This window comes from Streptomyces sp. 6N223 (assembly GCF_052246635.1).
GTDB lineage: Bacteria > Actinomycetota > Actinomycetes > Streptomycetales > Streptomycetaceae > Streptomyces.
Genome location: NZ_JBQQCA010000006.1, coordinates 1 through 23,350 on the forward strand (window position 1 = coordinate 1; position 23,350 = coordinate 23,350).

Annotated in this window: 24 protein-coding genes and 2 pseudogenes; 15 read left to right on the top strand and 11 right to left on the bottom strand. The window is 73.4% G+C overall.

The window, feature by feature from the left end; genetic code table 11:
- The first annotated feature begins 119 nt into the window (after window positions 1-119).
- A complete protein-coding gene (locus ACTWQH_RS06235) occupies window positions 120-1,391 on the top strand; it encodes an enolase C-terminal domain-like protein (protein ID WP_443285331.1) in 1,272 nt (423 codons plus the stop codon).
- A gap of 110 nt (window positions 1,392-1,501) precedes the next feature.
- Window positions 1,502-3,025, top strand: coding sequence for a sodium:solute symporter family protein (locus tag ACTWQH_RS06240; protein WP_443285332.1), 1,524 nt, complete (start codon window positions 1,502-1,504; stop codon window positions 3,023-3,025).
- A gap of 14 nt (window positions 3,026-3,039) precedes the next feature.
- Here ACTWQH_RS06240 and ACTWQH_RS06245 read toward each other — a convergent pair whose 3' ends face one another.
- Window positions 3,040-3,480: a PPOX class F420-dependent oxidoreductase gene (locus tag ACTWQH_RS06245; protein WP_443285333.1), complete on the bottom strand. Its 441-nt coding sequence runs from the start codon at window positions 3,478-3,480 to the stop codon at window positions 3,040-3,042.
- A gap of 116 nt (window positions 3,481-3,596) precedes the next feature.
- On the opposite strand from ACTWQH_RS06245, the gene ACTWQH_RS06250 reads away from it, so the two are divergent.
- The 4 genes and pseudogenes from ACTWQH_RS06250 to ACTWQH_RS06265 form a co-directional block, all read left to right on the top strand.
- Window positions 3,597-4,490: a sulfotransferase domain-containing protein gene (locus ACTWQH_RS06250; protein ID WP_443285334.1), complete on the top strand. Its 894-nt coding sequence runs from the start codon at window positions 3,597-3,599 to the stop codon at window positions 4,488-4,490.
- Window positions 4,491-4,642: 152 nt separating this feature from the next.
- Window positions 4,643-5,047 (top strand): RidA family protein, encoded by a 405-nt coding sequence (locus ACTWQH_RS06255; protein ID WP_443285335.1) that lies wholly within the window; start codon window positions 4,643-4,645, stop codon window positions 5,045-5,047.
- Window position 5,048: 1 nt separating this feature from the next.
- On the top strand, window positions 5,049-5,483 hold the full coding sequence (locus ACTWQH_RS06260; RefSeq protein WP_443285336.1) for a pyridoxamine 5'-phosphate oxidase family protein: 435 nt from the start codon (window positions 5,049-5,051) through the stop codon (window positions 5,481-5,483).
- A gap of 65 nt (window positions 5,484-5,548) precedes the next feature.
- Window positions 5,549-5,644: pseudogene (locus ACTWQH_RS06265) on the top strand (LysE family translocator); the annotation flags it as partial.
- On the opposite strand, the gene ACTWQH_RS06270 reads toward ACTWQH_RS06265, so the two are convergent.
- From ACTWQH_RS06270 to ACTWQH_RS06280, 3 genes are all read right to left on the bottom strand, one after another.
- On the bottom strand, window positions 5,637-5,942 hold the full coding sequence (locus ACTWQH_RS06270; RefSeq protein WP_443285337.1) for a hypothetical protein: 306 nt from the start codon (window positions 5,940-5,942) through the stop codon (window positions 5,637-5,639). The pseudogene ACTWQH_RS06265 and the gene ACTWQH_RS06270 sit on opposite strands and share 8 nt — an antisense overlap.
- 473 nt (window positions 5,943-6,415) lie before the next feature.
- The gene (locus ACTWQH_RS06275) at window positions 6,416-7,447 is read right to left on the bottom strand and encodes a serine hydrolase domain-containing protein (protein WP_443285338.1); all 1,032 of its coding nucleotides are present in this window, start codon (window positions 7,445-7,447) and stop codon (window positions 6,416-6,418) included.
- Entirely contained in the window at window positions 7,444-7,680 is a 237-nt protein-coding gene (locus ACTWQH_RS06280; RefSeq protein ID WP_443285464.1) for a hypothetical protein, read from the bottom strand. The genes ACTWQH_RS06275 and ACTWQH_RS06280 overlap by 4 nt, the downstream gene beginning before the upstream one ends.
- Before the next feature lie 143 nt (window positions 7,681-7,823).
- On the opposite strand from ACTWQH_RS06280, the gene ACTWQH_RS06285 reads away from it, so the two are divergent.
- Genes ACTWQH_RS06285 through ACTWQH_RS06295 form a run of 3 tightly spaced genes read left to right on the top strand, consistent with a single transcriptional unit; the run spans window position 7,824 to window position 9,727 of the window.
- The gene (locus ACTWQH_RS06285) at window positions 7,824-8,189 is read left to right on the top strand and encodes a GNAT family N-acetyltransferase (RefSeq protein ID WP_443285339.1); all 366 of its coding nucleotides are present in this window, start codon (window positions 7,824-7,826) and stop codon (window positions 8,187-8,189) included.
- The gene (locus ACTWQH_RS06290; RefSeq protein ID WP_443285340.1) at window positions 8,186-8,680 is read left to right on the top strand and encodes a carboxymuconolactone decarboxylase family protein; all 495 of its coding nucleotides are present in this window, start codon (window positions 8,186-8,188) and stop codon (window positions 8,678-8,680) included. Before ACTWQH_RS06285 ends, ACTWQH_RS06290 begins: the two co-directional genes overlap by 4 nt.
- Window positions 8,681-8,710: 30 nt before the next feature.
- Window positions 8,711-9,727, top strand: coding sequence for a peptidyl-alpha-hydroxyglycine alpha-amidating lyase family protein (locus tag ACTWQH_RS06295; RefSeq protein ID WP_443285341.1), 1,017 nt, complete (start codon window positions 8,711-8,713; stop codon window positions 9,725-9,727).
- A 13-nt stretch (window positions 9,728-9,740) separates the two neighbouring features.
- Here ACTWQH_RS06295 and ACTWQH_RS06300 read toward each other — a convergent pair whose 3' ends face one another.
- From ACTWQH_RS06300 to ACTWQH_RS06310, 3 genes are all read right to left on the bottom strand, one after another.
- Window positions 9,741-10,031, bottom strand: a complete 291-nt coding sequence (locus ACTWQH_RS06300) for a hypothetical protein (protein ID WP_443285342.1) — start codon at window positions 10,029-10,031, stop codon at window positions 9,741-9,743.
- Window positions 10,032-10,187: 156 nt separating this feature from the next.
- A complete protein-coding gene (locus tag ACTWQH_RS06305; RefSeq protein WP_443285343.1) occupies window positions 10,188-11,078 on the bottom strand; it encodes a PhzF family phenazine biosynthesis protein in 891 nt (296 codons plus the stop codon).
- A gap of 6 nt (window positions 11,079-11,084) precedes the next feature.
- Window positions 11,085-12,194, bottom strand: a complete 1,110-nt coding sequence (locus ACTWQH_RS06310) for a citrate synthase 2 (RefSeq protein ID WP_443285344.1) — start codon at window positions 12,192-12,194, stop codon at window positions 11,085-11,087.
- A 198-nt stretch (window positions 12,195-12,392) separates the two neighbouring features.
- On the opposite strand from ACTWQH_RS06310, the gene pdxH reads away from it, so the two are divergent.
- Window positions 12,393-13,016: a pyridoxamine 5'-phosphate oxidase gene (pdxH, locus tag ACTWQH_RS06315; RefSeq protein ID WP_443285465.1), complete on the top strand. Its 624-nt coding sequence runs from the start codon at window positions 12,393-12,395 to the stop codon at window positions 13,014-13,016.
- 383 nt (window positions 13,017-13,399) lie between these two features.
- Here pdxH and ACTWQH_RS06320 read toward each other — a convergent pair whose 3' ends face one another.
- A complete protein-coding gene (locus ACTWQH_RS06320; protein ID WP_443285345.1) occupies window positions 13,400-14,158 on the bottom strand; it encodes an SIS domain-containing protein in 759 nt (252 codons plus the stop codon).
- Between the two features lie 120 nt (window positions 14,159-14,278).
- On the opposite strand from ACTWQH_RS06320, the gene ACTWQH_RS06325 reads away from it, so the two are divergent.
- Together ACTWQH_RS06325 and ACTWQH_RS06330 are read left to right on the top strand one after the other, a co-directional pair.
- Entirely contained in the window at window positions 14,279-14,971 is a 693-nt protein-coding gene (locus tag ACTWQH_RS06325; protein ID WP_443285346.1) for a metal-dependent transcriptional regulator, read from the top strand.
- 278 nt (window positions 14,972-15,249) lie between these two features.
- The gene (locus ACTWQH_RS06330) at window positions 15,250-16,140 is read left to right on the top strand and encodes an alpha/beta fold hydrolase (protein ID WP_443285347.1); all 891 of its coding nucleotides are present in this window, start codon (window positions 15,250-15,252) and stop codon (window positions 16,138-16,140) included.
- On the opposite strand, the gene ACTWQH_RS06335 is transcribed toward ACTWQH_RS06330, so the two are convergent.
- The 3 genes from ACTWQH_RS06335 to ACTWQH_RS06345 are packed head-to-tail and all read right to left on the bottom strand — an operon-like array spanning window position 16,127 to window position 19,250.
- On the bottom strand, window positions 16,127-17,764 hold the full coding sequence (locus tag ACTWQH_RS06335; RefSeq protein ID WP_443285348.1) for a transporter: 1,638 nt from the start codon (window positions 17,762-17,764) through the stop codon (window positions 16,127-16,129). The genes ACTWQH_RS06330 and ACTWQH_RS06335 overlap by 14 nt on opposite strands.
- Window positions 17,761-18,582, bottom strand: a complete 822-nt coding sequence (locus ACTWQH_RS06340) for an ABC transporter ATP-binding protein (RefSeq protein ID WP_443285349.1) — start codon at window positions 18,580-18,582, stop codon at window positions 17,761-17,763. The genes ACTWQH_RS06335 and ACTWQH_RS06340 overlap by 4 nt, the downstream gene beginning before the upstream one ends.
- Before the next feature lie 41 nt (window positions 18,583-18,623).
- The gene (locus tag ACTWQH_RS06345) at window positions 18,624-19,250 is read right to left on the bottom strand and encodes a bifunctional DNA primase/polymerase (RefSeq protein ID WP_443285466.1); all 627 of its coding nucleotides are present in this window, start codon (window positions 19,248-19,250) and stop codon (window positions 18,624-18,626) included.
- Between the two features lie 455 nt (window positions 19,251-19,705).
- On the opposite strand from ACTWQH_RS06345, the pseudogene ACTWQH_RS06350 reads away from it, so the two are divergent.
- The 3 genes and pseudogenes from ACTWQH_RS06350 to ACTWQH_RS06360 all read left to right on the top strand — a co-directional run.
- Window positions 19,706-21,124, top strand: a pseudogene (locus ACTWQH_RS06350) (hypothetical protein); the annotation flags it as partial.
- A 146-nt stretch (window positions 21,125-21,270) separates the two neighbouring features.
- On the top strand, window positions 21,271-22,848 hold the full coding sequence (locus ACTWQH_RS06355) for a hypothetical protein (RefSeq protein WP_443285350.1): 1,578 nt from the start codon (window positions 21,271-21,273) through the stop codon (window positions 22,846-22,848).
- A gap of 35 nt (window positions 22,849-22,883) precedes the next feature.
- On the top strand, window positions 22,884-23,330 hold the full coding sequence (locus ACTWQH_RS06360; RefSeq protein ID WP_443285467.1) for an SCO4402 family protein: 447 nt from the start codon (window positions 22,884-22,886) through the stop codon (window positions 23,328-23,330).
- The last annotated feature ends 20 nt before the right edge of the window (window positions 23,331-23,350 follow it).

The window sequence follows — 23,350 nt, forward strand, 5'->3', positions numbered from 1 at the left end:
GCCATCCCCCGCAGCCGGCACCCTTGACGGGTCTCTGGGGTACTTCTACCTTGGGGGCGTTCATGACACTGGTCAGTGTTCAGGAACATGAACACCCGAGTGGCGGGAGGGCACGAGCCGTGCGCATAAGAGACATCCGCATCACGCCCGTGGCCTTCCGCGACCCCCCGCTCCTCAACGCGACCGGCGTGCACGAGCCCTGGGCGCTGCGCGCCATCGTCGAGGTGGTCAGCGACGACGGCATCACCGGCCTCGGCGAGACCTACGGCGACAGCTCCCACCTCGAACGCCTCCACGCCGCCGCCCGCGACATCGCGGAAGCCCGCATCGAGGTCCACGCCCACCACCGCCTCTACGCCGCCGTCGCCGCCAGCGTCGGCACCGCCGTCGTCACCGACGCCCACGGCCTCACCGGCGCGGGCAGCAACCAGAAGACCGTCGACGCCGTCTTCTCGCCCTTCGAGACCGCCTGCCTCGACATCCGCGCCCGCGCCGCCGGGCTGCGCGTCGCCGACCTCCTCGGCGGCCCGGTCCGCGACGCCGTCCCCTACAGCGCGTACGTCTTCTACAAGTGGGCCGCCCACCCCGAAACACCGGGCACGGAGGACCGCTTCGGCCCGGCGCTCGACCCCGAGGGCGTCGTCGCCCAGGCCCGCCTGTTCGTCGAGGAGTACGGCTTCGGCTCCATCAAGCTCAAGGGCGGCGTCCTCCCGCCCGACCAGGAGATCGAGGCCATCCAGGCGCTGCGCGAGGCGTTCCCCTCCCACCCCCTCCGCCTCGACCCCAACGCCGCCTGGAACGCCGCCACCTCCATCCGCGTCGGCAAGGCGCTGGACGGCGTTCTCGAATACCTGGAGGACCCCACCCCCACCATCGACGGCATGGCCGAGGTCGCCCGCGAGGTGCCGATGCCGCTGGCCACCAACATGTGCGTGGTCACCCCCGAGCACCTGCCGCCCGCCATCGACCGCCGCGCCATCGGCGTGCTGCTGACCGACCACCACTACTGGGGCGGGCTGCTGCGCTCCACCCAGATCGCGGCGTTGTGCGGCATCTTCGGCGTCTCGCTGTCCATGCACTCCAACACCCACCTCGGCATCAGCCTCGCCGCCATGACGCACCTGGCCGCCGCCACGCCGGGCCTCACCCACGCCTGCGACACGCACACGCCCTGGCAGGACGGCCAGGACGTCGTCGCCCCCGGCGCGCTGCGGTTCGTGGGCGGCGCCGTGCCGCTGCCGGACGGCCCCGGGCTGGGCGTCGAACTCGACCGCGACGCCCTGGCGGTCATGCACGAGCAGTACGAGCGCTGCGGCATCCGGCGACGCGACGACACCTCCTACATGCGGCGTTTCGCCCCCGCCTTCGAGCCCAAGCTCGCCCACTGGTGAGCGCCTTGAGCCTCTCGGGTCTCTTGAGCGCCGTGATCCCCCCATACCGCCGCAACGCCGCTCCATCCTCCGCATCGCCACGTACCCATATCCCCCCATAAGGAGCCGCGATGTCAGCTCTGGACTGGATCGTTGTCGCCCTCTACTTCCTCGTCGTCGTCGCCATCGGCTGGTGGGCCAGGAACCGCGTTCACACCGTTGCCGACTTCTTCACCGCCCGCGGCCAGATTCCCTGGTGGCTGTCGGGCATCTCCCACCACATGTCCGGCTACAGCGCCGTCATGTTCGTCGCCTTCGCCGCCGTCGCCTACGACTCGGGCCTGACGGTCTACGTCTGGTGGGCGCTGACCATCGGCCTCGGCGTCGGCGTCGGCGCCTTCCTCTTCGCCCCCCGCTGGAACCGGCTGCGCGCGAAACACGACGTCAAGTCCCCCCTGGAATACCTCGCCCGCCGCTACAACCTCCCCACCCAGCAGATGCTCGCCTACAGCGGCGCCGGCCTGAAGTTCGTCGACATCGCCGCCAAGTGGGTCGCGGTCGCCGTGCTGCTGGAAGGCTTCGCCGACATCCCCATGGAGTGGGGCATCATCATCACCGGCATCGCCACCATGCTGTACATGACGGTCGGCGGCCTGTGGGCCGATGTCCTCACCGACATGGGGCAGTTCGTCATCCAGGGCGTCGCCGGCGTCGCCATGCTGATCGCCGTCATGGCGGAGCTGGGCGCCGACTTCCCCTGGGCGATGTGGAGCGACCTGCCGTCCGACCACAACGACCCCATCAACGACACCGTCACCACCACGCTGGTGCTGGCGTTCCTGCTGGTGAAGACCTTCGAGTACAACGGCGGCATGTGGAACCTGGCCCAGCGCTACATGGCCTCCCCCTCCGGCTCCGAGGCCCGCCGCTCGGCCCTGCTCTCCAGCGCGCTGTGGCTGCTGTGGCCGTTCGTCCTCTTCCTGCCGATGTTCGCCGCCCCGCTGATCGTGCCGGGCCTGGACAACGGCGAGGAGTCCTACATCGCGATGGCCGAGGAGCTGCTGCCCGCAGGGCTCATCGGGCTGATGCTGGCGGGGTTCTTCTCCCACACCATGGCGATGGTCGCCTCCGACTCCAACGTGGTCACCGCCGTCATCACCCGCGACATCGCGCCCGTGCTGGCGCCGCGCGTACGCCGGATGAGCGAGGCCGCGCAGCTGATGTTCGCGCGGGTGACGACCGTGTCGTTCGTGTCGGTGAGCATGCTCATCGCGATCTCGACGGGCGGCGAGGGCTTCGTGCTCGACACGGTGGTGGAGCTGGTCGCGGCGACCATGGGGCCGATCTCCATCCCGCTGATGCTGGGCCTGCTGCCCTGGTTCCGGCGCAGCGGGCCCACCGCCGCGATCACCTCGTGGGCGGCGGGGATGGCGGTGTGGTACACCATCCGCTACATCGTGGAGGACGCCTCGCAGACGCAGATCGTCAGCTATCCGCTGCTGACCTCGCTCATCCTCTACGTCGTCGTCGGCCTGATACGTCCCGAGGGCAACGCCGGACGCGACGCGCTCATCGACTCCCTCACCACCGACCCGACCCCCTCGGAACAGCGCGCGAAGGCGGCGGCCGAGCCCGCACCGGTCACCTCGGACTGATCAGACTGATCAAATCAAACCGCGAAGGAGACGACCCGCCGCGGCCGGACGCGCACCACCAGCCGCAGCACCTCCTCCGGCTCGGGCGGCGGATCCTGGCCCAGATACTTATGGCTCAGCCGCCGCCCGAACTCCTTCTCCGGGTCCTCCTCCAGCTCCGCCGTGCCGCGGATCTCGATCGAGCGGTAGGGGTTCTCGGAGTCGAAGACGGACACGCTCACCCGCGGGTCCCGCCTGAGGTTCCGCGCCTTCTGCCGGTCCGCCCGCGTGGAGAACACGACCGTGTCGCCCTCGCGTCCGATCCACACCACGGAGGTCTGCGGCGCGCCGCCGGGCAGCAGGGTTGCCACTGTCGCGAAGTTCTTCCCGTCCAGCAGCGCGCGCGTCGCCTCGTCGAAGACGACCTCGTCTCTGTTCGTGTCTGCGTCTGCGTCTGCGTTTGCGTTTGCGCTCATGCCGGGGAAACGATCACTCGCGCCACCGCATTCCCACCCCGCGCGAGCCCTGCGGCGTAACCACGCGCCGCCCGTCCGCGCCCATACGCCGCCCGGCGCGGGTGGCATACGGAGGTATGGGCACCTATCGCACATACCGCACGCCGATCTACGACAGCACCCGCTGGTTCCGGCTCCGGCCGCGGCCGGACGACATCATCATCGCCACCCCGCCCAAGAGCGGCACGACATGGATGCAACGCATCACCGCCTGCCTCGTCTTCGGCGGTACCGGGCTGCCCGGACCGCTGCGGGAGGTGTCGCCCTGGCTGGAGTTCCTGCACGACGACCTGGACCTGGACGCCATGCTGGCCCGGCTGGAGGCCCAGGAGCACCGCCGCTTCCTCAAGACGCACCTCCCGGCCGACGGGCTGCCGCCGCTGCCGCCCACCGTGTCGTACCTGGTGGTCGTCCGGGACCTGCGGGACGTCGCCCTCTCCTTCCACCACCACATGGCCAGGACGGGGGTGCACGGCGCGCTGCCGCACGACCCGCGCGCGTTCTGGCGGGCGTTCTTCTCCGGCGAGCCGATGGGGCGCGGCGGCGGCATCACCCTGGAGCGGTTCACCGGGCACCTGACGTCCTGGTGGCGGCTGCGGCACGAGCCGCGCGTGCTGCTCGTCCACTACCAGGACCTGACCGACGACCTGGAGGGACAGATGCGGCGTGTGGCGGCCCACCTGGGCGTGTCGGTGCCGGCCGAGGACTGGCACGAGCTGGTAGAGGCCTGCCGCTTCGACGCGATGCGCGCCGAAGCCGCCCGCGTCCTGCCCGCGCTCGGCGCCGCCACCGAGGGCGGGCCGTGGTTCTTCCACCGGGGCACCAGCGGGCAGTGGCGGGGGGTGGTCACGGATGACGACCTGGAGCTGTACGACCGGGCCGTACGCCGCCTGCCCGACGGGCTGCGGCGCTGGCTGGAGGGTGAGCGACCACCCCGCCTCGGGCTCCCCGCGCAGGAACAGGCGGGGTGATCGCGGACAGCTCAGGGGCCGCCAAGGCGACTGGACGCTGCCACTGAGCCGTGGAGGCACGCGGTGTGCCTCCGCCCTTCCATACGGAGCGGGGGCCCGTTGGGTTCAACTCCCTCCCGGAGACTCCCTGGGGCCCTTGTACGGTCGCTGACATGACCCAGACCCACCTCACGCACATCCCCGAGCCCGAAGGCGTCTTCCCCATCCCCGGCTTCACGCACGTCGTCACCGGCCACGGCCGCCTGGTCGCGATCTCGGGCCAGGTGGCGTTCGACGAGTCCGGCGTCGTCGTCGGCGAGGGCGATGCGGAGGCCCAGGCCCGGCAGGTCTTCGAAAACCTCCGCCGCTGCCTGGCCGCCGCGGGGGCCACCTTCGAGGACATCGTCAAGTTCACCTTCTTCGTCACGGACGTCGCCCACCTGCCCGCCGTGCGCCGCGTGCGCGACGCCTTCGTCAACACCGAACGCCCGCCCGCCAGCACGGCGGTCCAGGTGGCGGCCCTGGTCCGGCCCGAACTCCTGCTGGAGGTCGAGGCGCTGGCGATCGTCAGCGATTGACATGCCGTCCCCTTTTGACATCGACGCGTTCCTCGCCCAGCCGCTGACGGCCCGCGTCGCCACCGACGGGCCGACCGTGCGCCCGGTGTGGTTCCTCTGGGAGGACGGGGCCTTCTGGATCCTGACCGGCCCGTGGACGAAGCTGTTCCACCGCGTCGGCGCCGACCCGCGCGTCGCCCTCGTCGTCGACGTGTGCGACACCGGCACGGGGCTCGTCCGCCAGGTGATCGCCCGGGGCCGCGCCGAGCTGGTGCCCTTCGACGTGCCACGGGGCCGCCGCAAGCTCGTCCGCTACCTGGGCGAGGACGAGACCCGTTGGGACCGGCGTTTCGTGGACTACCTGCACGACGACCCGGCCGAGCGCGGCACGGTGTGGCTGCGGCTGGCCCCCGCGTCGCTGAAGGCCCAGGACCTGAGCTACGCCGTCGCCCGCTGACCCGTCTCACTCCCCGAAAATCACTCGCCGCCCTCCCCGCTCACACGCAGCATGGGCCCCATGGTCTGCGCGGCAGCCGCCGGGTGGCGCGGGCGCTCAGCATCTTCAGCGGCACGGTCTTCGCCGGGCTGGCGGTGCGGCTGGCGGCCGCGCCTAAGTAGGCGACGGCTGCCCATGAAACGCGGAGTCCCACAGGATCTCGTACGCGCGGAACTCGCACAGGGAGTCGCGTGTGACGCCGTCGCTGGCGAGGAGGAATCCGTCGCCGTCCCGGAGCACCCATCGCCGTTTCGCCCCTGCCCGCGGATGCCTGGGCTGGAAGTTGACCGCGTGATGCCATAGGGCGGCGAGCGCCTGCTCGCGCGTCCCGGTGACCTCGCCGATCACCGTGGTCTCCCAGAACTGGTAGTTCGCGTCACCCGTGTTCTGTTTGACGGTCAGGGCCCAGCGGACCACCATGCCACCCCCCGTGGTAAAGGCCGGATCACTTCGGGGATGGTGACGTCGCCAGGTCGCCGGAGGTTGCACCGGCCCTGCCGACCTGGACCCAACACCGGTGACATACGCCCGGTCCGGCCGTCGACTGCGACGAACGGCACCGAGATCGCCGCCAAACGAACCGTTGCGTCGCACTCGCGCGGGCCAAGCGCAGGGAAGCTGGTGGGAATCCGACCTGGCGTTCGCCTCCCGAGGCGGCTGCCAGGGCGCTCAGGCCGTCCGACGATAGGTGCGGGGTTCGTCATCACCAACGCCGAGGGCGACCACCCGGTGTGCCTGCGGATCGATGAGCGCGCCGCGGCCCCGATGAGCGAGGCGGAGCTCTGCGAGAACCTGCCTCCCCAGACGCCGCGCCTTCCGATACCGGAGCGGCTGCGCAGCCGCGTTGAGCTGTCCGCGTCGGCGAGCCAGGGCAACTGCTGAGGGCCGGTCGGTCACGCTCCAACGTCACCGTCACCGTCACCGTCACCGCGCGGGTGACCCCGTTCGCTGAACTCCGCCAGGAGCGCGAACCCGTGGCGGTCCACGGGGGCGCTGCTGGCCGAGAGGATGACGACGCCGGTCCCGGCGTCGCGGTCCAGGCCGAGCCAGGACCGGAAGCCGCCGGTGCCGCCGTTGTGCCAGGTGATCGAGCGGCCCTTCACCTCGATCGTGATCCACGCGGCGCCGATGCGGACGCCGTTCGGGCCCAAGCGGGCGACGGGGTCGAGCGCGGCGAGGCCCGGGGCGGTGCCGTCGAGCAGCGCTGCCGTGAGGCGGGCCATGCTGGTGATGGAGGCCCGTATGCCGCCCGCCGGTGCGAGTGCCTCGCCCGTCCAGGGGGGACGCGGGCGTCCTCGGCGGCCGGTGCCGGTGAGCGCGCCGAGCCGCAGCTCGTCGGCGGTCGCCGGGGCGTAGAAGCGGTCGAGATCGAGCGGGGCCGCGAGCCGCCGGTGGAAGAGCTCGGCGTACGTCGTGCCGGCGGCGCGGGCGAGGGCGTGGCCGAGGAGCTCGAACCCGAAGTTGGAGTAGTGGGGCCGGGGCTTGCCCAGCGAGACGCCTCGGGCCTGGTCGAGGAGCTGTTCGAGGTTCTCGCCGTAGGGGTTGGTGCCGTGCCGCCACAGGGCGATGGTGGTGCGCAGGGGCCGGGCGGACTTGGGCAGCGCGGGCAGGCCCGAGCGATGCGTGCTCAGCGAGTGCAGCGTTGCCCGCGCGGCGGGGACGTCGCCCAGGGGCAGCAGCTCGCCGAGGGTCGTGTCGGGGCCGATCTCGCCGCGTGCGAGGGCGTCGGCGTACAGCAGTCCGGTGACGCACTTGGCGAGGGAGCCGATCTCGAAGTCGGCGTCCAAGGCGGCCCCGCGGCTGGCGACTGTCGTGCCCGTGTCCCGAGGCGAGACGACGGCCGCGGCGGCGACCTGGTTGCGTCGACCGAGCTGCTTCCCGAGCCTGGCGGCGAGCCGGTCGTCGCCATGGACCGCGGCGGTCACGGCCGGCCGCCGAACAGGCCCCGGCCCGCGTGCTTCTTGTGGACGGCCTGCTTCGAGACGCCCATGACGGCGGCGATCTGCGGCCAGGTCGCGCCGTTGTTGCGTGCGCGCCGCACCAGCACGGCCTCGACGCGTTCCAGCTCGGCGTGGAGCCGCGCCACGGCGCCCAGCCCCACCAGCGGGTCCTTGTCGGCCGTCGAAGCCACGAGCTCGGTCATCTCGTTCACATCCATGGGCATCGGTCAACCCTATTTGACCCATACCCGAGCGGTCAACTTATGTTGACGGCTGGCGTTCGGCCGCGGTGGCGACCGCGGCGACCGACACGGCGGGGGGCGAGGCGCCCGTGGCGGAGAGGCGGAGACATAGTGGACCCATGGACCAGGACAACAAGCACGACAAGCACGACAAGCACGACCCGGCCGTCGCCCACGTGCCCGAGCGGCAGCGGTACGAGATCACCGCCGACGGCGAGCGCGCCGGATTCACGGCGTACGTGGAGAACGCCGGGCAGCGGATCTTCTACCACACCGAGATCGACGAGCGTTTCCAGGGACGCGGCCTGGGCGGCGCCCTCGTGGAGGAGGCGCTCGTCGACACGCGCGACGCGGGCAGGCGTATCGTCCCGGTCTGTCCGTTCGTCGCGAAGTACGTCAGCATCCACCACGAGGTGGACGACGCCCTGGACCCGGTCACCCCTGCGGTTCGGGAGGCCTTGGCAGCCGGGGGCGGGCGGGCGTGACGAAGCGCGTCTACCTCGACAAGCAGTCCCCCTCCGTCTTCGCGGCCATGTCGGCCACCGCCGCCGAGATACGCGCCCGTGCCGACGACGCCGGGCTGTCCCGCGTCACGCTGGAGCTGGTCAACGTCCGGGTCTCGCAGATCAACGCCTGCGCCTACTGCCTGGACCTGCACTCCCGCCGCGCCCTCGCCGCCGGCGAGACGCCGCAGCGCCTGGCCGTGCTGCCCGCGTGGCGCGAGACGGAGCTGTTCACCGACGTCGAGCGCGCCGCCCTGGAGATAGCCGAGGCCGTCACCCTCGTCGCCGGTCCCGGACGGCACCTCCCCGACGCCGACTACGACCGCCTCCGCCAGAGCCTCACCGACGACCAGCTGTCGCTCCTGATCTGGGCGGCCATCGCCATCAACGCCTTCAACCGCGTCTCGATCCTCAGCCGCCACCCCGTCCCACCTCGCGGGGCTCACGCGCGCGATTCCCGGGTAGAAACCTGAGCCTGGGCCAGGGAGGAAGGCGAGGCGTCGATGAGTGTCGGACCGGCGACCAGCGAGACGGTGTACGAGCCCGTGCCGTACTGGGCGAAGATCCCGCACGGCATTTGGCTGAAGGAGGCCACCTCGGTCGCCGTCGACTCCGAGGACCGGGTCTACGTCTTCAACCGGGGCAACATGCCGGTCCTGGTCTTCGACCGGGATGGGAACCTCATCGACATGTGGGGGAACGACACCCCGTTCGCCGGGACCGAGCTGTTCGAGGACCCGTACGGCACCATGACGCCGCGCTGGAAGGGGTGCCGCTTCACGCGCCCGCATGCCGTCACCGTCGACCACGAGGACCGCCTGTGGCTGGTGGACGACGTGGGGAACCGGATCACCGCGACCGACCGGGAGGGGAACACCCTCCACACCCTGGGGACGGGCCGGCCGAGCGGCTTCCAGAGCGGCGTGCCGTTCAACCGGCCGACCGACGTGGCGATCTCGCCGAAGACGGGGGATGTGTTCGTGTCCGACGGGTACGGGAACTCGCGGATCCACCGGTACGACGCGGAGGGCACGCACATCACCTCGTGGGGCGAACCCGGCACCGACCCGGGGCAGTTCAGCCTGCCGCACGGCGTCGCCATGTTCGGCGACGAGGCGCTGATCGTCTGCGACCGCGAGAACCACCGCGTGCAGGTCTTCTCCCTGGAGGGCGAGGTCCTGACCACCTGGCACGTCCACAAGGCGGCCGCCGTCTGCGCGGGCCGGGGCGAGGACACCACCGTGTACGTCGCCGAGCAGGGGCCGCCGCCCGTGCAGCGCGGCGTGCCGGGCCTCGGCCACCGGATCGGGATCTACGACCTGGAGGGACGCCGGATCACGCGCTTCGGCGCCGCGCTGCCGGGGGAGGGGCCCGACCAGTTCAACTGGCTGCACAGCGTGGCCGTGGACTCCGAGGGCAGCGTGTACGCCGCCGAGGTGTCGTACGTCGAGGTCGGGAGCACGCTGGACCCGCCGCGCGAGATGGTCAGCCTGCGGAAGTGGCGCCGCGTGCGCGGCTGACCAGCCGGCATCGCTACTGCGCCACGCGCGTGCGCATGCCGCAGGCCTCGCACCACCACGTCGCGCCGTCGGCGTCCACGCGCGTGCTGCCGCAGGCGGGGCACTCCGGGCCGGCGACGCACGCGGTCAGGTAGCGCGCGGAGCCGCCGGCCTGGCGTTCGTACGGCAGGCGCTCGGCCGCGAAGCAGTGCAGGCACAGAGGGTGGATGAGCCCGGGCAGCTTCACCGAGCGGATGCGGCAGCTCGGACAGGCCTGTACGCCGACGATCGCCGGGTCGAGCCGCCGCAGCACCGGACGAGTCACCGCTCATCCTCCGCTTCCTGTTGCGTCAACCCCCGATTACCGGCTGCCATCCTAGGCCCCGGGCTGACTGCCCATCAGGAGAACGCGGAATCAGGACGAGGAATTACGACGCGGAGTCCGGGCGCTGGGTCAGCCGGATCAGCTGCATCAGCTGGGTCAGAGGGTGATGGTGCCGCTGCCGACGATGACGGTGTGGCCGCCGATCGATACGCCGGCGAGCCCGCCGTCCGCGTCCGTCCGCGCGCTGGCCTCGATCTGGCTGGGGCGGCCCATCGCCACACCCTGGTCGATGCTCAGGCTCGGGGACGCCTCGCCCCCGCGGACGGCGAGGCCGGCGATGAGCCCGGCACAGGCGGCGCCGGTGGCCGGGTCCTCGGGAATGCCCATCTCCGGCACGAAGGACCGGGCATGGAGGTGGCCGCCGTCGCGGAAGTCGCCCGCGAAGAGGTAGATGTTCGGGGACCAGCCGCCCGCCACGCCGCCGGACCAGGCGGCGTGGTCCAGCACCGCGCGGTCGACCGTCGCGGCGTCGACGAGGCGGGCGTAGCAGAAGCGCACGCCCACGCCGCCGTACCAGGTCTCGCGGATCGCCTCAGGGGGGAGGGAGAGCGCGGCGGCGACGGCGTCCACGGGCGGGGTGTGACCAGGCGAGTCGAACGGGGCGTTGACCGTGAAGCGGCTGTAGGCGCCGGTGGGGCCGCCGGTGACCTCCACCTCCACCGGGCCGACGCCCTCCTCCAGCACGATCTTCCCGGCACTCAGCGCCTCGTCGGCCGCGGCCAGCACGGCGGCGGTGCCGACGGTGGGGTGGCCGGCGAACGGCAGCTCGACCTGAGGCGTGAAGATGCGCAGGCGGCGCGTGGTGCCCGGGTCATGCGCCGGGTCCTCGGGCGGCAGCACGAAGGTGGTCTCGGAGAAGTTGAACTCCCGGGCCAGCGCCTGCATGTCGTCGGCGGACAGGCCGCGGGCGTCAGGGAAGACGGCGAGCTGGTTGCCGCCGAAGCGCCGCTGGGTGAAGACGTCGGCGAGGAAGAAGGTGTAGTCCACAGTCAGTCAGCGTACGTCAGCCACGTCCGCGAACGACCGGGCCGGCGGGCCCACGTACCGGGCGCTGGGGCGGATCAGGCGGCCGGTGCGCTTCTGCTCCAGAACGTGCGCCGACCAGCCCGCCGTGCGGGCGCAGGTGAACATCGCCGTGAACATCTCCGCCGGGACCCCGGCGAAGTCCAGCACCACCGCGGCCCAGAACTCCACGTTGGTGGCCAGCACCCTGTCCGGACGCCGGGCGTGCAGCTCGGCCAGGGCGGCCCGCTCCAGCGCGGCGGCCACCTCGTAGCGCGGCGCGCCCAGCTCCCTCGCCGTGCGCCGCAGCACCCGCGCCCGCGGGTCCTCGGCGCGGTAGACACGGTGGCCGAAGCCCATCAGCCGCTGCCCCGCGTCGAGCGCGCGCCGCACGTACGCCTCGGCGTCGCCGCTGCGTTCCACCTCCTCGACCATGCCCAGCACGCGGGCGGGCGCGCCGCCGTGCAGCGGCCCTGACATGGCGCCGACCGCGCCGGACAGGGCGGCGGCGACGTCGGCGCCGGTCGAGGCGATGACGCGGGCGGCGAAGGTGGAGGAGTTCATGCCGTGCTCGGCGGCGGTGATCCAGTAGGCGTCCACCGCCGCGACGTGCCGGGGGTCGGGCTCGCCGCGCCAGCGCCGCATGAAGCGCTCGACCACGGTGCCGGCCTTGTCGATCTCCCGCTGCGGCACCCTCGGCAGCTCCGGGCCGCGCGCCGACTGGGCCACGTAGCTGAGCGCCATCACGGCGGCGCGGGCGAGGTCGTCGCGGGCCTGGGCGGCGTCGATGTCGAGCAGCGGGCGCAGGCCCCAGGCCGGCGCGAGCAGGGCGAGGGCGGCCTGCACGTCGACCCGGACGTCGCCGGAGCGGATCGGCAGCGGAAACGGTTCGGCGGGCGGCAGCCCCGGCTCGAACGCACCGTCCACCAGCAGCCCCCACACCTGGCCGAAGGAGATCCGGCCCACCAACTCCTCGATGTCCACGCCCCGGTAGCGCAGCGCGCCGCCCTCCCGGTCGGGCTCGGCGATCTCGGTCTCGAAGGCGACGACCCCTTCGAGGCCTGGAACGAAGCGGGGGGAGTCGGGGGTGGGTGGTGCCATGGCGCCACCTTAACCGGGGGTGTCCATGAGGTACCCAAGAGGCGCCCACAAGGCACAGAGCATGGGACAAAAGCCTGGCTCCGGCCACCAGTGTCAGTCGTTTGTTGCAAGATATGGCCCGTGTCCCACGCCGACAGCCGCAGCACCTCATGGATCCCCACTCGCAACGACCACGCCAGCCAGCTCGACCCGTCCGCGATGCGCGCGCGATACCGCGAGGCCGGACTGGAGGAGAAGGATCTCGCAGCCGACCCGTTCGTCCAGTTCGATGAGTGGTTCACGCAGGCCGCGGGGAGCGGACTGCACGAGCCCAACGCCATGGTGCTGTCCACCGCCGATCCCCAGGGGCGGCCCAGCTCCCGCACGGTCCTGCTGAAGCAGTACGACGAGCGGGGCTTCGTCTTCTTCACCAACTACGGCTCCCGCAAGGGCCGCGAGATCGAGGCCAACCCGCACGTGTCGCTGCTCTTCCCGTGGCACGGCGTCGCCCGGCAGGTGATCATCTCCGGCACGGCCTCGCGCACCGGCCGGGACGAGACGGTGGCGTACTTCCGGACGCGGCCGCACGGCTCCCAGCTCGGCGCGTGGGCGAGCGAGCAGTCCTCGAAGGTGGCCTCCCGGGCGGAGCTGGACCGGCTCTACGCGGACCTGGCCGAGCGCTATCCGGAGGAAGAGGACGTGCCGGCGCCGCCGCAGTGGGGCGGGTACCGGGTGGTGCCGGAGACGGTGGAGTTCTGGCAGGGGAGGGAGAACCGGCTGCACGACCGCCTGCGGTACGTGCGCGAGGGCGCGGGCTGGGCCATCGAGCGGCTCTGTCCCTAGGGGCGGTGGGGGAGGGAAAAAGAAAACGACCCGCGGACCTGGTCCCCCGGGCGCCGTGGCGCCCCGGGGAGCCGGCCGGACGTTACCGGCGGCCCGCGGATCGGGTGACTGCATGGGATTGGCCGGCGGTGCCGGCACCACGTGCAGTGGGGCGACGACCGCTAGGCCGCAGCCACCTCACGCGTCCGGTTGTCAATCATCTGCCGAACCACCTCCCTTCTCGTGTGCCCCATACGCTAGGCGCTTCCCGTCGGGGGACACAAGGAGTTTTTTTCCCGCCCACCCGCCCCTCGGGGCTCCGCCCCGGCCCCCGCCGGAGGGCTCCGCCCCCGGCCCCCGTTGCCGCCCACACCCCGGCACCCCACCCGCGGGTGAGGGCCGGGCTAGCGCCATAAGATGCGGTCGGCGTGGGCCGCGTAGACGCGCTCGTTCCACTCCCCGCCGCCCTCGACGTTCGCCGAGCGCAGCAGCGGCGGGTCGACGCCGCGTTCCGCGAGGTCGCCCGCGGCCTGGGCCATGACCGCCTGGAGCGTGGCGGCGGCCACCACCGTGGAGGCGGGTGCGAAGGGCGCGGCGATGCGTTCGTGCGTGAGCTCGGCGTCGCCGATCGCGATGCCGGTGTCGAGCACCACGTCGCAGTGGTCCCTCAGGTACGTGCCGGAGGCGTGGCGGGACGCCGTGGCCGGGCTCGGGTCGTCGGCGTACGCCAGGGATGTGACGCCGATCACGCCGAGGCCGCGGGTGCGGGCGTGCGAGGCCAGCTCGACGGGCAGCGGGTTGCGGCCGGAGAGCGATATGAGGATCAGCAGGTCGCCCGCGCCGGCCGGGCCGGCGTCGAGCGTGGCCCGGGCGAGGCCGCCGACCCGCTCCAGCGCGCTGCCGAGCGTGGCGTGGGTGGCGTCGATGCCGGTGGCGCCCGGCACGGCGAGCAGGTTGACCAGGGCGAGGCCGCCGGCCCGGTAGACGAGGTCCTGGGCGGGCAGCGCGGAGTGGCCCGCGCCGCAGGCGAAGAGCTTGCCGCCCTCGGCGACGGTGTCCGCGACCAGCCGCGCGGCCGCCGCGAGCGCCGCCGTCTCCTCCTCCCTCACCCGCCTCAGCAGCGCCATCGCGGCATCCAGGTACTGGCCGGCGAGCTGGCTCATGTGCGGCTCCTGTCGATCGGTCGGTGAACGGTCTCGGTCATCTCTGCCGAACGGGAACGGTTGTCACTGGCATACGTCAGAATTGGAGAAGGGCCACCGCACGAGAATCTAGGGGCTTTCATGTCCGGACTCATCGACACCACCGAGATGTACCTCCGCACCATCCTGGAGCTGGAGGAGGAGGGGGTCGTCCCGATGCGGGCCCGTATTGCCGAGCGTCTTGAGCAGAGCGGGCCCACCGTCAGCCAGACGGTGGCGCGCATGGAGCGCGACGGCCTGGTGAAGGTGGCGGGGGACCGCCACCTGGAGCTCACCGATCAGGGGCGGCGGCTGGCGGAGCGTGTGATGCGCAAGCACCGGCTGGCCGAGTGCCTGCTGGTCGACGTGATCGGCCTCGAGTGGGAGCAGGTGCACGCCGAGGCGTGCCGCTGGGAGCACGTGATGAGCGACGCGGTCGAACGCCGCGTGCTGGAGATCCTGGACCACCCCACCGAGTCGCCGTACGGCAACCCCATCCCCGCCCTGGCCGAGCTGGGGGAGAAGGGCGAGCCCGATCCCTTCCTGGAGGAGGGGATGGTGGCGCTGTCCGACCTGGCGTCCGGGGAGGGCAGGACGGTCATCGTCCGGCGGATCGGGGAGCCGATCCAGACCGACCCGCAGGTGATGCAGACGCTGCGGCGGGCCGGCGTGCAGCCTGGGGCGTCGGTGAGCGTGACGCCCGGGGCCGGCGGCGGCGTGCAGGTCGGCAGCGGTGGCGAGGCCGCGGAGCTGGAGCCGGGGGTCGCCATGCATGTGTTCGTCGCCAAAGGCTGAGAGCGGTGGGGGCCGTAGCCGGGTGGTGGTGGGCCGACCGGGCCCTGGCGTCGCCGCGGCCGGCCCACCTCTCACCCTCTCCCCATTCGCGCGACCCTCTAGCCCCGAGCTCTGAGGGTCGGCGTCCCTCCCGGTTGCACTCTCCCCGGCCGCGGGGCCGGCGACTCATGCGCCGTGTCACTCGAACGAGGGGAAACGCTGTCGTTCGCCACGCGTTCGAATGCTAGTTCGATATTCTGGGGGAAGCGGAACCGCAGGCGGAAGGGGGTAGGGCGCCGATGGTGCGACGGACCGGGATCACCGGGCGCGGTGGCGTGGGGCTGGCCGCGTGGGAGTTCGGCGAGCCGCCGAAGGGGGCCGACGCCTCCGAGGAGGCCGACGGCGAGGGGCGGCCGGGCGTGCTGCTGCTCCACGGGCTGATGGGCCGGGCGGCGCACTGGGCCGACACCGCCCGGTGGCTGGCCGGGCGGTTCCGGGCGGTCAGCCTCGACCAGCGCGGGCACGGCCGCAGCGACAAGCCGCCGTCCGGACCGTTCGACCGGGACGCGTTCGTCGCCGACGCCGAGGCGGCCGTGGAGCGGCTCGGCCTGGCGCCGGTGGTGCTGATTGGCCACGCCATGGGCGCGCTCACCGCCTGGCAGCTCGCCGCGCGGCGCCCCGACCTGGTCAGCGCCGTGGTCATCTGCGACATGCGCGCCTCCGCCCTGGGCGCGGACACGCAGCGGGAGTGGGAGGAGTGGTTCCACTCCTGGCCGCTGCCGTTCGCCACGCTCGGCGACGTCCGGCGCTGGTTCGGCGAGGAGGACCCGACGCTGGACCGGCCGCGCCCGGCCAGGGGGGACTTCTTCACCGAGGTCATGGCCGAGGGCGAGGACGGCTGGGTCCCGGCGTTCGACCGGGGTCAGATGCTCGCCGCCCGCGAGGGCTGGGTGCACGACGCGCACTGGGAGGAACTGTCCCAGGTGCGGTGCCCCGCGCTGGTGGTGCGGGGCATCGACGGCGAGCTGGGCCGCGCCGAGGCGCACGAGATGGTGCGGGTGCTGCCGCGCGGGGAGTACGCCGACATCCCCGACGCCGGCCACCTCGCCCACCTGGAGCGGCCCGCCGAGTGGCGCGAGCTGGTCGGCCCCTTCCTGGCCCGCGCCACCGGCGGCGTCACGCCCGGCTGACCGCCTGGAGGATCTCGGGGATGCGGGCGTGGGCCGGTCCGGCGGCGGCGCGCAGCCCGGCGTACGCCAGCAGCACGCCGTAGCCGACGCCCACCGGCAGCACGGTCCACACCAGGGCGCTGTCCGCCGCCCGCAGCCAGACCGCCAGGCCGATGACGGGCGCGCACAGCGCCCCGCCGACGGCCGCCCCGCCGAAGATGCTGAAGTACGCGACCGCGCCCTGCCCGGAGGCCACGTTCTGCATCGGGTTGTCCTGCGGGATGGAGTACGGGAAGCGGGCCGAGGAGATCGCGCCCGCCCCGAAGAGGGCGCCCAGCACCGCGAGCGCGATGCCCGTGGCGTCCGGCAGCGCGCCCCAGGAGCCGATGACGGCGGCCGAGATCACCACCACCAGCACGGTGTAGGGCACGGCGATCAGCGCGACGGCGTACGCCCGGGCACGCAGCTCCACGAAGGCGTCGCGGGGGCCGGAGATCGTCTGGGCGACCAGCCAGAAGGCGCTGTAGTCCTGGCCGAACTGGTTGTACATCATCAGCCCGAGCAGCGCCGCCGCCCAGCAGGCGTGGTAGACGCTGGCGCTGCCCTGCACCGCGAAGACCACCGGCATCACCAGGCCCATGGACAGTGCCATGACCCAGCCCATCTTGGTCTTCGGGTCGCGCCAGGCGTAGCGCAGGGTGCGCAGCATCACCGTGCCGGTGCGGCCCTCCGGCAGCCAGGCGCCGGCCCGCGAGCGCGCCGGGCGGGTGCGGGACGCGGCGCCGGTGGCGGAGTCGGGCTGGAGGGTGGAGGAGTCCGGGGAGGTCATCAGCCGGGTCAGGGTGTGCGCCCACCACCACAGCAGCAGTGCGAGCGCCGCCGCCGTGCCGCCGAGGCCGAGCGCGGCGACGCCGTAGGACTCCTCGCTCGCCGCCCGCATCGCGTCGATGGCGGAGGCGGGCGGCAGCCAGCGCGCCACGTCCGCCATAGCCTCGATCGGGCCGATGCCGCCCTCGCCGGAGAGCCGGGAGATCGCTATGTTGACGGCCTGGATGCCGAGGGCGATGACGACGCCGCTGAGGATGGCGAGGTCGCGGCCCCTGCGGCTGCTCAGCAGCCGGGCGTTGGCGGTGGCCAGCGCGCGGGCGAGCGTCGTGCACACCAGCAGCGTCAGCGGCACCGCCACGGCCGCCGCCGCCCAGCCCGCCGCGCCGCTCGCGATGGCCAGGGCCGCGCCGAGCACCAGCAGCAGCGTGAAGAGCGGGCCGACGCCGACGACCGAGGCCACCAGCAATGCCACGATCAGCGGGCGGGGCCGCAGCGGCAGCATCGCCAGCCTGCCGGGGTCGAGCGTCTCGTCGATGCCGCTGACGAAGAAGGGCATGAACGCCCACGCCAGGGCGATCACCGCGACGACCGCGATGGCGCCGTCCGCCACGTGCTCGTGGCCGCGCAGCGACAGGAAGGTCAGCAGGCCGAGCCCGCCGAAGACGACCGTGAGGGCGACGGTGCCGAGGAACGCCGCCGAGCGGCCGGTGGTACGGCGCGCGCCGTTGCGCAGCAGCGCCAGCTTCAGGCGGACGAAGGTGCGGGTGACCGACCCGGTGGAGGAGGCGTTCGCAGGGGAGACCGCGGTGGCGCTCACCGGGCGCCGCCGCCCAGCCAGTCCAGGCTCTGACCCTCCGGGTTGCCCTGAGCCCCCACCAGTTCGAGGAAGGCGCTCTGCAGCGACTCCGCCTCGCCGCGGACCTCGGCCAGCGTGCCGTGCGCCCTGATCCGCCCGGCGGCGATCACCGCCACCCAGTCGCACAGCGACTCCACCAGCTCCATCACGTGGCTGGAGAAGACGACGGTGGCGCCGGAGGCGGTGTAGCGCTCCAGCACGCCGCGGATCGTCTGCGCGGAGACGGGGTCGACGCCCTCGAAGGGCTCGTCGAGGAAGAGAACCTCGGGGTTGTGCAGCAGCGCCGCCGCCAGGCCGATCTTCTTCCGCATGCCGGTGGAGTAGTCGATCACCAGCTTGTGCTGGGCGGCGGAGAGGTCGAGCACGTCGAGGAGCTGGTCGGCGCGCCGCTCGACCTCCTCGTCGGGCAGCCCGCGCAGCTGCCCGAGGTAGGTGAGCAGCTCGCGGCCGGAGAGGCGTTCGAACAGCCGCAGGCCCTCGGGGAGCACGCCGATCCGGGACTTGACGTCGACCGGGTCCCGCCACACGTCGCGCCCTGCGACCTCGACCTCGCCGGAGTCCGGCCGCAGCAGCCCGGTGACCATGGACAGGGTGGTCGTCTTGCCCGCGCCGTTCGGGCCGACCAGGCCGATGAACCGCCCGGCGGGCAGGTCCAGGTCGATCCCGGCGACGGCGAGCTGCTCCCCGAACCGCTTCCACAGCCCTCGCACCCGCACCGCGGGTGGTGATATGTCTGATACGTCTGGCGCTGCGATGGTGCTCTCCCCGTGAACCGTCATGGCCCTCACCATAGACGCCGGGACCGGGGCTCCGAAGGGGCTCAGCCGCGCTCGCGCCGGTCCTGGGCGCAGGCGTAGGCGAGGATCGGCATCAGCTCCTCGGCGTCGGGCAGCCAGCGGTTGACGGTGGTGGGCTCGCGCACCCACTGTGCCGAGCCGCGCGGCCCGATGCGCGTCGGCGGCGCCGCCACGTACGCGCCCTCGCCGCGCGCCGCCAGGTCCATGCTCGCCGGCGACCAGCCGAGCTGCCGCAGGAGCGCGGGCGTCTTGGCCGCACCGCCCGCCAGCACGAAGAACATCATCCGGCCCGTCGGCGTGCCGCTGACCGGGCCGAGCGTGGTGCCCATCCGCTCCATCCGCGCCAGCGCCAGGCAGCCCGCCGTCTCCGGCACCTCCAGGATGTCGAACGTGCGCCCGGCCGGCAGCAGGATCGCGGCACGCGGCTCGGCCGTCCACAGCCGCCGGACCGTGCTCGTGCTCCCGGTAGCCAGCGGCGTCCAATCGGAGCGTGCGGGGTGTGCGCCGGGCGCGTCGCAATCGTTCGCGCCGCACGAACATCGCGGCACGCCCCCCGTGAACTCCAGCCACGTCCCGGGCAGCACCTCCCAGTGCCTCTCCTTGACGTACCGGACGGCGTGTTCGAGCAGCGGCTCCGGGGGAGCGCTGATGGTGACCCGCGACGCGGCGGCCGGCCGGGGCGCGGGCGCGGCGACCGCGCTGACCTGCCGGGGCTGGGTCGGCGCCCAGGTCGCCGCGGGCCTGGAGGCCGGGGGCGGCGCCGCCGGAGGGACCGGCGGCACGGGCGGGACGGCCCGCGGCTGGGGCGCGATGCCCGGGCGCGAGGCGATCGAGGGGACGGGGATGGCTCCGATGGTCTCTTCCACATCGAACACAACTCTGATCGTCCAGATGGGTTACGGCTCCGTGCGTGTCGTTGTTGTGCTCCCCGTCCTGCATTCGGGGCGCATCGGTGCATCAACGGGGGCGTATGGGATGGACCCGGAAACCGACGGGCAGTCATGAGCGCGGTGAGCGCGGAGCGCGGAGTGCAGAGCGGGCCGCGGACGGGACCAGCGCACGGCTTGAGGAGCTTGAGGAGAACGTGACGGTTGGGGAGCCGCTGATGACCGCCAGACCACTGATCGCCCGGCAGCCGAACGAGCGCCTGCTGTCCCTGATCCGGGAGGCGGGCTGCTCCAACGCCGGACTGGCCCGCCGCGTCAACATGTGCGCCGCCGAACGCGGGCTCGACTACCGGTACGACAAGACCTCCGTCGCCCGGTGGATCCGCGGCCAGCAGCCGCGCGGCCGGGCCCCGGACATCATCGCCGACGCGCTGGGCCGCAAGCTCGGCCGCCCGGTCACGGTGGACGAGATCGGCATGGGCAGCTCGCGGCAGCTCGGCTCCTCGGTGGGGCTGCACTACGCCCAGGGCCTGACCGAGTGCGTGGAGCAGGCGACCGAGCTGTGGCGTTCGGACGTGGCGCGCCGGGAGAACGACGGCGGCGCCGTCCTCGCCCGGGGCCTCGGCGCCATCGGGTTCGGCAGCGCGTACGGCTCCGCCGCGCACGTGGCGCCCTCGGCGCTGGTGGAGCCCAGCCGCGACTGGCTGATCACCCCGGCCGACGCCGAGGTGGCCCGCGCCTCCGGGCCCCGCGTGGGCAGTTCGGACGTCGAGGCGGTGCTGGCGACGACGGCCGCGCTGATCGGCCTCGACCGCCGCTGGGGATCGGGGCACGTGCGCCCGGTGGTGGTGCACTACCTCAACAGCGTGGTCGCCGGGCTGCTCGCGGGCACCTACCGCGAGACCGTGGGCCGCGAGCTGTTCAACGCCGCCGCCCGCCTCACCGAGCTGTCCGGATACATGGCCGTGGACAGCGGACTGCCGGGCCTCGCGCAGCGGTACTACATCCAGGCGCTGCGGCTGGCCCAGGCGGCGGGCGACCGCGGCTTCGGCGGGTACGTGCTGGCCGCCGGGATGAGCCACCTCGCCGCCGAACTGGGCAACCCCCGCGAGGTGATCCAGCTCGCGCGGGCGGCGCAGGAGGGCGCCCGGGGCCGCGTGACGCCGCGCGCCGAGGCGTTGTTCCTCGCCGCCGAGGCGCGCGGCCACGCCCAGCTCGGGGACAAGGAGACCTGCCGCCGCACCGCCTCCCAGGCGCTGGCCGCGATGGACCGCGCCGCCGACGGCACCGGCGACGACCCGGCGTGGATCGGCCACTTCGACGCCGCGTACCTGGCCGACGAACTCGCCCACTGCCACCGCGACCTGGGCCAGGGCCAGGCCGCCCAGCAGCGGGCCGCCGAGGCGCTGGCCGGGCACCCGGCCGGCCGCGCCCGGCGCCGCGCCATCGGGCTGCTGGTGCTGGCCACCGGGCAGTTGCAGGAGGGTGATCTCGAACACGCCTGCCACACCGCCGACGAGGCGGGCACCCTGCTCGCCTCGCTGCGCAGCGGGCGGGGCGGGGACTACTTCACGGACTTCGCCTCCCGCCTCCATCCGCACGCCGGCGAGCCGGTCGTCCGCGACTTCTCGGCCCGCTGGCAGCCGCATCTGGGCGACGGTGCGGCGGGCGTCGCGGCGGGCGTCGCGGGGGGTGTCGCGGCGGGCGCCGGGGTGAACAGGGGGAACCCCGGCGCACGCTGAGCTGTTCGACGGCCCTGAGGGGAGCCGCTAACGTGAGCCGGGTGACGAGCACCAGTGGACGGGACGACGAGCCGCGCGAGGGCATAGTGCTGCCCGCGAACGGCGAGCCGTGGGACCCGCGCGCGCAGTCCTCCACGACGGAGCCGGCCCTGGGCACCCCCTCCACGGGCCAGCCGTGGGGACAGCCCTGGGGGCCCGAGCAGCTTCCCGCCTCGCCGCCGGCGCCGGACGCGCCCCCGGCCGCGCAGGTGTCCTCCCAGCCGTCGGCCCCCGCGACCCCCGCGGCCCCGGCGTCGCCACCCGCCCCCGCCCCGCAGCCTCCGGCGACGCAGGCCCCGGCGGCGCCCGACCAGCACGCGCTCTCCTCCCCCCACCGGTCTGCCGAGCTGCCGCAGCAGCCGACGCCGCCGATGCCGAGCCAGGCCCCGCCGGCCCCGCCCGCCCCGCCGGCCCAGGCCGCACCGCCCGCCCCGCAGGCGCAGTCGGCGCCCCCGCCGTCGGACCTGGAGTCGACGACCCAGATCCGCGCCGTGCCCCACCACGACACGCCCGTCCCACCGGCCCAGCCCGCGCAGCCGCCCGTGGACCCCGAGGGCGCCACGCAGCTCCTGCCCCCGGTCACCGACGCCTCCCCCGACGCCACCGCGACCCAGCCCACCCCGGCCGTGCGGCCCGGCGGCCCGCCCGCCGACCCGGAGACGACGACCAGGATCCGCGCGGTACGCCCCGGCCGTCCCCCAGGCCCCGGGGGCCCCCGCCACCGCGTACGCCCCGAGACCGGCGTCGAGTCCACCCAGGCCATGCCCGGCGTCAACGCCTCGGGCGGCGCGGGCGACTTCGACAGCCTCTTCCGCTCCGCCGCCCACCACACGCCGCAGGACGACCCGCCGCCCCCGCCACGCGGCCGCGGCTCCCGCCGCGCCGACGGCCCTGCCCGCCGGCGTTTCCCCGTCGCCATGGTGCTCGCCGTGGTCCTCACCAGCGCGCTCGTCGGCCTCATCGCGGGCGCCGTGCTCAACAGCGGCGGCGCGTCGGACGACTCCGGCACCGCCGAGCAGGACGACTCCGGCGGCGGTGACGCCGCGGGCGGCGCCGGCGAGGGCGACTCCGCGGGCGCCGGACCCGTCGACGAGGAAAAGAAAGAGGAGAACGACGAGGCCGCGCGCCGGCAGGCCGGGGACCTGTCGGCGTTGCTGGAGGACAGCAACAACAGCCGCGACGCCGTGATCAGCGCCGTGGAGGACATCAGGTCCTGCCGCCAGCTGGCCAAGGCCGCCCGCGACCTGCGCTCCGCCGCCGACCAGCGCGAGGGCCTGGTCGACCGCCTGGAGGAGCTCGACCTCGGCGGGCTCCCCGACGGCGACGCGCTGGCCGAGGCACTCACCGAGGCGTGGGAGGCGTCCGCCGAGGCCGACGACCACTACGCCGACTGGGCCGACGACGCCCGCGAAAGCAGGGGCGAGGTGTGCAGGCAGGGCCAGGCCCGGCACACCGACAGCGCCACCGACGGCGACCAGGCCAGCGGCACCGCCACCCAGGCCAAGGAGCGCGCGGCCGATCTGTGGAACCCCATCGCGCAGGAGTACGGCCTGCCGGAGCGGACGGCGAGCCAGCTGTGAGCCAGGCATTCCCTCCCGCGCGGCGTTCCCGCACCATGGGTGCCATGCCCCTACACGACTTGCCGTGGTGGCGCTGGCGCGCGAACGTGCGCTCCGCGCTGCACATGCTCTCCGACCCCGTCTTCCACCAGGAGGCCTGGGTCTCCGGGGTGCCCGGCTACGGCGACGTCACCGACGCCGTCTACCGCCTGGTCGAGGACACCTGGCTGGACAACTGGTCCGCCGAGAAGTACGTCGGCACGGTCTTCCGCGACGCGCAGGAGGCGTCCCTGGTCGACGTCGCGGTGCTGCGCGTCCTGCGGATCATGCACCAGGTCGGGCCCGACGCCCCGGTCGCCGCGTACCTCCAGCACCACGGCTGGCCGGAAGCCGTCCGGGCGGCGCGTGAGGCGCACGCACGGCTCGCGGTCAACGACGGCGAGGACCCGGATGCGCCCCCGGGCTCCCTTGATGACCTGACCGCAACCCTGCACACCTTCTGAGCGTCGCGCCTGTGCCACGC